General features: G+C 64.0%; 1 protein-coding gene. It reads left to right on the top strand.

Annotated elements, in window-relative coordinates; translation table 11 throughout:
• Window positions 1-70: 70 nt before the first annotated feature.
• The coding region (gene cobA / locus AB1462_RS31485; RefSeq protein WP_367248975.1) for a uroporphyrinogen-III C-methyltransferase at window positions 71-670 on the top strand (600 nt) is incomplete at its 3' end.

The following is a 670-nucleotide window of genomic DNA, read 5'->3' on the forward strand; positions in this document are numbered from 1 at the left end:
CTTTCTTCTTCGCTCATGATCCGTTCTATAGGCTTGCGCGAGCCCTACGTCATCGGCGAAAGCGGCATTCATGAGTCTCGAAAAAGCAATCGCCCGCCTGAAATACACGCCGAAGAAACTCGAGCCCGGCCATGTGTGGCTTGCCGGTGCCGGTCCGGGCGATCCGGGACTGCTGACGCTCGATGTGCTTTCGGCGCTTTCCCAAGCCGACGCGCTGGTGCATGACGCGCTGGTGTCGCCCGAAATAGTCGACATCGCGAGCCAGGCCGAAAAATTCTTCGTCGGCAAGCGCGGCGGGCGGCTGTCGATCCCGCAGGGCGACATCAACGCTTTGCTGGTAAAGCTGGCCCGCGAGGGTCGCAAGGTCGTGCGGCTGAAGGGCGGGCACCCTTTCGTTTTCGGACGCGGCGCGGAGGAAGCGCTGGTGCTGACCCGCGAAAACATTCCCTGGCGCGTGCTTTCCGGCATCACTTCGGCGCTCGGCGGCCTTGCCTCGGCGGGCATTCCGGCCACTGTGCGCGGCGTCAACGGCGCGATCATCCTTGCCACCGGCTTTGCCGCCGCCTCGGACGACAGGCCGGACTGGACAGCGCTTGCTCGCACCGGCCAGCCCATCATCATCTATATGGGCCTTACGCATATGGCCGACACGGTGGCGGACCTTATAGCG

The organism is Pseudomonas sp. SB113 (assembly GCF_040754745.1).
In the GTDB taxonomy this organism is placed as follows: Bacteria; Pseudomonadota; Gammaproteobacteria; order Pseudomonadales; family Pseudomonadaceae; genus Aquipseudomonas; species Aquipseudomonas grimontii.